Origin of the sequence: Stenotrophomonas maltophilia group sp. RNC7 (assembly GCF_030910085.1) — a bacterium.
In the GTDB taxonomy this organism is placed as follows: domain Bacteria; phylum Pseudomonadota; class Gammaproteobacteria; order Xanthomonadales; family Xanthomonadaceae; genus Stenotrophomonas; species Stenotrophomonas sepilia.
Genome location: NZ_JAVFVN010000479.1, coordinates 1 through 5,741, shown reverse-complemented (window position 1 = coordinate 5,741; position 5,741 = coordinate 1). Strand labels below are relative to the sequence as shown.

General features: G+C 67.6%; 5 protein-coding genes. 4 read left to right on the top strand and 1 reads right to left on the bottom strand.

The features are described from left to right. Positions 1-388 precede the first annotated feature (388 nt). Complete coding sequence (htpG, locus tag RCF13_RS08945) at positions 389-2,278, top strand: molecular chaperone HtpG (RefSeq protein WP_134969011.1); 1,890 nt, start codon at positions 389-391, stop codon at positions 2,276-2,278. Between the two features lie 129 nt (positions 2,279-2,407). Here the strand turns inward: htpG and RCF13_RS08940 are convergent, their stop codons facing one another. Further along, entirely contained in the window at positions 2,408-2,707 is a 300-nt protein-coding gene (locus tag RCF13_RS08940; RefSeq protein ID WP_061477965.1) for a hypothetical protein, read from the bottom strand. Positions 2,708-2,836: 129 nt separating this feature from the next. Here RCF13_RS08940 and ftsY point away from each other — a divergent pair, with 129 nt between their 5' ends. From ftsY to RCF13_RS08925, 3 genes are all read left to right on the top strand, one after another. Continuing rightward, a complete protein-coding gene (gene ftsY / locus RCF13_RS08935) occupies positions 2,837-4,123 on the top strand; it encodes a signal recognition particle-docking protein FtsY (RefSeq protein ID WP_061477966.1) in 1,287 nt (428 codons plus the stop codon). 102 nt (positions 4,124-4,225) lie between these two features. Further along, a complete protein-coding gene (mutY, locus tag RCF13_RS08930) occupies positions 4,226-5,350 on the top strand; it encodes an A/G-specific adenine glycosylase (protein WP_134967726.1) in 1,125 nt (374 codons plus the stop codon). 5 nt (positions 5,351-5,355) lie between these two features. Next, complete coding sequence (locus RCF13_RS08925; RefSeq protein ID WP_019661206.1) at positions 5,356-5,625, top strand: oxidative damage protection protein; 270 nt, start codon at positions 5,356-5,358, stop codon at positions 5,623-5,625. The last annotated feature ends 116 nt before the right edge of the window (positions 5,626-5,741 follow it).

The window sequence follows — 5,741 nt, the reverse complement described above, 5'->3', positions numbered from 1 at the left end:
TGGATGAATCTTCATCGAAATCGAGTATTTCGAAGATTGAACGAAGAGCATCCACGCATGGCGTGGATCTACCGTGTCGACCAAGGTCGACACCTACCCACAGCAGCGGGAATCTGTCGGAGGTGGGGCGGTGTGGGGCTGGGACCGTTGGCGCCATGGATGGCGCCATCGAGCCCCCATGGACGGGTTTACGGCGTGTCCTGCCAACCCACACCACCCCGCCATCCCAAGGATAGCCCGCTGTTGCTATTGCTGTTGCTGTTGCTTCGGCCTCTGCAGGTGCAGGGCTGCAAGCCCTGCCGACCAACCCCTTGATTTCGGGACAATCATCCCTACCCCTTGGCGAGGCCGCACGCGCTGGCGCGGCATTGCACATGGAGCCCTATCGATGACCGAGACCACCCAGACCGAAACCCTTGGCTTCCAGACCGAAGTCAAGCAGCTGCTGCAGCTGATGATCCACTCGCTGTACTCCAACAAGGAAATCTTCCTGCGCGAGCTGGTCTCCAACGCTGCCGACGCCGCCGACAAGCTGCGCTTCGAGGCCCTGACCCAGCCGGCGCTGCTGGAAGGCGACAGCGAGCTGCGCGTGCGCGTCAGCTTCGACGCCGCCGCCCACACCATCACCATCGAAGACAACGGCATTGGCATGAGCCGCGCCGAAGCCATCGCCCACCTCGGCACCATCGCCAAGTCCGGCACCGGCGACTTCCTGCGGCAGCTGTCCGGCGACCAGAAGAAGGATTCGCAGCTGATCGGCCAGTTCGGCGTCGGCTTCTACAGCGCCTTCATCGTCGCCGACGAAGTGGAAGTGACCTCGCGCCGCGCCGGCCTGGCTGCAGCCGAAGGCGTGCGCTGGAGCTCGCGTGGCGAAGGCGATTTCGAAGTGGCCACCGTCGACAAGGCCGAGCGCGGTACCCGCATCGTGCTGCACCTGAAGGAAGGCGAGCACGACTTCGCCGATGGCTGGCGCCTGCGCAGCATCCTCAAGAAGTACTCGGACCATATCGGCCTGCCGATCCAGATGCCGAAGGAAGGTGAAGAAGGCGCCGCCGTCGAGTGGGAGACCGTCAACCGCGCCAGCGCGCTGTGGACCCGCCCGCGCACCGAGATCAGCGACGCCGAGTACACCGAGTTCTACAAGCACGTAGCGCACGACCATAGCGACCCGCTGGCGTGGAGCCACAACAAGGTCGAGGGCAAGCTGGAGTACACCTCGCTGCTGTACGTGCCCGGCCGCGCGCCGTTCGACCTGTACCACCGCGATGCGCCCAAGGGCCTGAAACTGTACGTGCAGCGCGTGTTCGTGATGGACCAGGCAGAGCAGTTCCTGCCGCTGTACCTGCGCTTCATCAAGGGCGTGGTCGATTCCAACGACCTGTCGCTGAACGTCTCGCGCGAGATCCTGCAGTCCGGCCCGGTCATCGATTCGATGAAATCGGCGCTGACCAAGCGTTCGCTGGACATGCTGGAGAAGCTGGCCACCGACAAGCCCGAGCAGTACGCCACGTTCTGGAAGGAGTTCGGCCAGGTGCTGAAGGAAGGCCCGGCCGAGGACTACAACAACCGCGAGAAGGTGGCCGGCCTGCTGCGCTTCGCCTCCACCCGCGGCGACGGCGATGCGCAGAGCGTGTCGCTGGCCGATTACATCGGCCGCATGACCGAAGGCCAGGACAAGATCTACTACCTCACCGGCGAGAGCTACAGCCAGGTACGCAACAGCCCGCACCTGGAAGTGTTCCGCAAGAAGGGCGTGGAAGTGCTGCTGCTGACCGACCGCATCGACGAGTGGCTGATGGGCTACCTGACCGATTTCGACGGTAAGGGCTTCGTCGACATCGCCCGTGGCGATCTCGACCTGGGCGCACTGGAAACCGATGCGGACAAGCAGGCACAGGAAGCTGCAGCAAAGGACAAGCAGGGCCTGGTCGAGCGGCTCAAGACGGTCCTGGGTGACGAAGTGGCCGAGGTGCGCGTGTCGCACCGCCTGACCGATTCGCCGGCGGTGCTGGCCATCGGCGAGCAGGACCTGGGCCTGCAGATGCGCCAGATCCTGGAAGCCAGCGGGCAGAAGGTGCCGGACAGCAAGCCGGTGCTGGAGATCAACCCGGGCCATCCGCTGATCGCCAAGCTCGACGCCGAAGCCGATGGCGCGCGCTTCGACGACCTCGGCCGGGTGCTGTTCGACCAGGCCGCACTGGCCGCCGGTGACAGCCTGAAGGACCCGGGCGCCTACGTGGCGCGCCTGAACAAACTGCTGCTGGAGCTGTCGGCCTGATCGAGGCGGTGGTCGCCGGGCATGGCCCGGCGGTGCCTTGGTAGAGGCCAACCTTGGTTGGCGCCCCAAAAGCGTGCCAACCAAGGTTGGCACCCACCAGGGGCGGCGGTTCGCGCCTGCGGAGGGGGTTCAGGCTTCGCGATCCAGCAGCGAGCCCAGCATCTGGTCCTGGCGGCGGATCACCGAGGCATTGGCGGCGAAGGCCACTACCTCGGCTTTCGCCGCCAGCAGATCTCCCAGCGGTGCACCGACATCGGCGCCGGCGGCAGTCACCGAGGCCTGCACCCCGCCCTGTCCAGTGGCACCGCGCTGCAACTGCAGGCGCTGCGCATCGGGGGTCGCCAGATTGGCCACGTTGTGCGCTGCCACCTGCACGCCCTGCTGGGCCGCACGCATGCCGCCTAGGGCGATTCCCATCACGTTGTTCATGGCGGTCTCCGGGCCGCTCCGCGCAACCCTCCGGACCGGTTAGCGGCCGGCCGGCCGCGACCTTGAGTCCACATCGGCCCGACAGGCCCGAGTGGTAGCATATCCCTCTGATTTCAGCGCCTTTTGCCAATGCTCAGTTTTTTCCGCCGCAAGAAGCCCCAGGATGCCCCCACCACGGAGGCGCCCAAGACCCAGCACTACTCGGCTGAAGAGCTGGCGGCGGCGTTCCCGTCGGCCGCCCCGGCCGAAGACGCACCCACCGCCGCGGTGGTCGAAGCCAAGGCACCGGAACCGGCCACCGTCGCCGTACAGGCCCCCGTCGCCGAAGTGCCTGCCGTGCCAGCTGCGCAGCCGGCCACCGCGTCCGAGGACGTCCAGGCTGAAGCGCTCGCTGCGGCCGCTGTGCTGGCTCCTCTGGCTCCGGTCATTCCGGTCGAGGAACCAACCGCCCCGGCCACCGACCTGCCGGCGCTGGTGGATGCCCCGCCGGCGCCCGCCGGCAAGCCCGGCTGGCGCGAACGCCTGCGCAACAGCGTCATCGCGCGCAGCTTCGGCGGCCTGTTCTCGCGCAACCCCAAGCTCGACGACGATCTGCTGGACGAACTGGAAACCGCCCTGATCACCGCCGACGTCGGCGTGGGCGCCACCACCGATCTGGTCGAGGGCCTGCGCAAGCGCATGAAGTCGCGCGAGTTCGCCGACGCCAATGCGCTGCTGGCCGCGCTGCGCGCCGAGCTGATCGCGATCCTGCAGCCGGTGGCCAAGCCGCTGGTGATCGACCGCAACGCCAAGCCCTTCGTGGTGCTCACCGTCGGCGTCAACGGCGTCGGCAAGACCACCACCATCGGCAAGCTGGCCAAGCGCTTCAAGGATGACGGCCACAGCCTGATGCTGGCTGCCGGCGATACCTTCCGCGCCGCCGCCGTGGCCCAGCTGCAGGCCTGGGGCGAGCGCAACGGCGTGGCCGTGGTCGCGCAGGGGCAGAACGCCGATGCCGCTTCGGTGGCATTCGACGCGCTGCAGGCCGGCAAGGCCCGCGGTACCTCGGTGCTGATCGCCGATACCGCCGGCCGCCTGCACACCCAGTCCGGGCTGATGAACGAGCTGGGCAAGATCCGCCGCGTGCTCGGCAAGATCGACCCCACCGCCCCGCACGAAGTGCTGATGGTGATCGACGGCACCACCGGCCAGAACGCGCTGTCGCAGCTGCGCCAGTTCAATGCCGCAGTGAACGTGACCGGCCTGGTGGTGACCAAGCTGGACGGCACCGCCAAGGGCGGCGTGGTGTTCGCGCTGGCCCGCGAGTTCGGTATTCCGATCCGCTTCGCCGGTATCGGCGAGCGTCCGGAAGACCTGCGTGTGTTCGATCCGGAAGCCTTCGTCGACGCCCTGCTGCCCGAAGCATTGGGCGCCTGATAGATCGCGCAGCCACCGCAATCTGGTGCAGCCACCCATGGGTGGCTCCACCAGGGCGAAGCAGAGCCACCCCATGGGTGGCTGCCTCCTTCCGGAACACTCATGCCCCGCCAGCCGCACGCAAGCGCCGACACTGCCCAGGAAGACGACTTCGTCGCCCGCCTGCTGCACTGGTTCGACGACCACGGTCGCCATGACCTGCCCTGGCAGCACCCGCGCAGCCCCTATCGGGTCTGGCTGTCGGAAATCATGCTGCAGCAGACCCAGGTGGCTACGGTCATCCCGTACTTCCAGCGGTTCCTGCAGCACTTCCCGACCCTGCCCGACCTCGCTGCCGCCAGCAATGACGCAGTGATGGCGCAGTGGGCCGGGCTCGGCTACTACGCCCGTGCACGCAATCTGCATGCCGCGGCAAAGCGCTGCGTGGAACTGCACGACGGCGACCTGCCGCGCGACTTCGATGCATTGCATGCCCTGCCCGGCATCGGCCGCAGCACCGCCGGTGCGATCCTCAGCCAGGCCTGGAACGAGCGGTTCGCGATTCTCGACGGCAACGTCAAGCGCGTGCTCAGCCGCTACCACGGCATCGACGGCTTTCCCGGCCTGCCGGCCATCGAGAAACAACTGTGGGCGATTGCCGAGGCGCACGTCGCGCAGGTGTCGGCCGGGCGCATGGCCGATTACACCCAGGCGCAGATGGACCTGGGGGCGACGGTATGCAGCCGGGCCAAGCCGGCCTGCGTGATCTGCCCGCTGCAGGACGCATGCGTGGCGCGGCGCGAAGGCCGCACCGCTGAACTGCCCACGCCCAAGCCCAGCAAGACCCTGCCCGAACGCGAAGCAGTTGCACTGCTGCTGCGCGACGCCCAGCAGCGCGTGCTGCTGCAGAAGCGGCCGGACACCGGCATCTGGGCGCAGCTGTGGACGCTGCCGCAGGCCGAGGCCGGCAGCGACCTGCAGGACTGGTTCGACGCACATGTCGACGGCTCGCTGGAAGATGCGGAGGAACTGCCGGTGCTGCAGCACACCTTCAGCCACTACAGGCTGCACCTGCAGGTATTGTCACGGAAGGTGCGCGGCCTGCGCGTGGAAGAACCCACGCTGCGCTGGGTCGCCAACGACGAGCTACCCGCATTGGGCCTGCCGGCACCGATCCGCAAACTGCTCGACGGCGCCACGATCAAGACGCCGAAACGAAATTCCAGCAAACCCCGCAACCACGAGTGAGTGCCATGCCCCGAACCGTCTTCTGCCAGTACGAACAACGCGATGCCGAGGGCCTGGACTTCGTGCCCTACCCCGGCGAGCTGGGCCAGCGCATCTTCAACAACATCGGCAAGCAGGCCTGGGCCGCGTGGCTGGCCCACCAGACCATGCTGATCAACGAGAACCGGCTGTCGCCGCGCACGCCGGAACATCGTGCGTTCCTTGAAGGCGAACTGGTCAAGTTCCTGTTCGAGAAGGACGCAGAGAAGCCGGCTGGCTTCGTTCCGGAAGCCTGACCTGCCGGTAGCGGCGGGGGGGGGCGCGCCGGGCCCCGCCCCCCCGCGGCCGCGGGGCGGCGCCCCGCGGGGTTGGAGGCGAAGGCGCCCGCCGCCCCCCCCCCCGCGCGGCCCGC

Excerpts from the sequence above, each read along its gene's own strand:
- RCF13_RS08925 (WP_019661206.1), top strand. The coding sequence starts at position 5,356 with ATGCCCCGAACCGTCTTCTGCCAGTACGAACAACGCGATGCCGAGGGC.
- htpG (WP_134969011.1), top strand. The coding sequence starts at position 389 with ATGACCGAGACCACCCAGACCGAAACCCTTGGCTTCCAGACCGAAGTC.
- mutY (WP_134967726.1), top strand. The coding sequence starts at position 4,226 with ATGCCCCGCCAGCCGCACGCAAGCGCCGACACTGCCCAGGAAGACGAC.
- RCF13_RS08940 (WP_061477965.1), bottom strand. The coding sequence starts at position 2,707 with ATGAACAACGTGATGGGAATCGCCCTAGGCGGCATGCGTGCGGCCCAG.
- ftsY (WP_061477966.1), top strand. The coding sequence starts at position 2,837 with ATGCTCAGTTTTTTCCGCCGCAAGAAGCCCCAGGATGCCCCCACCACG.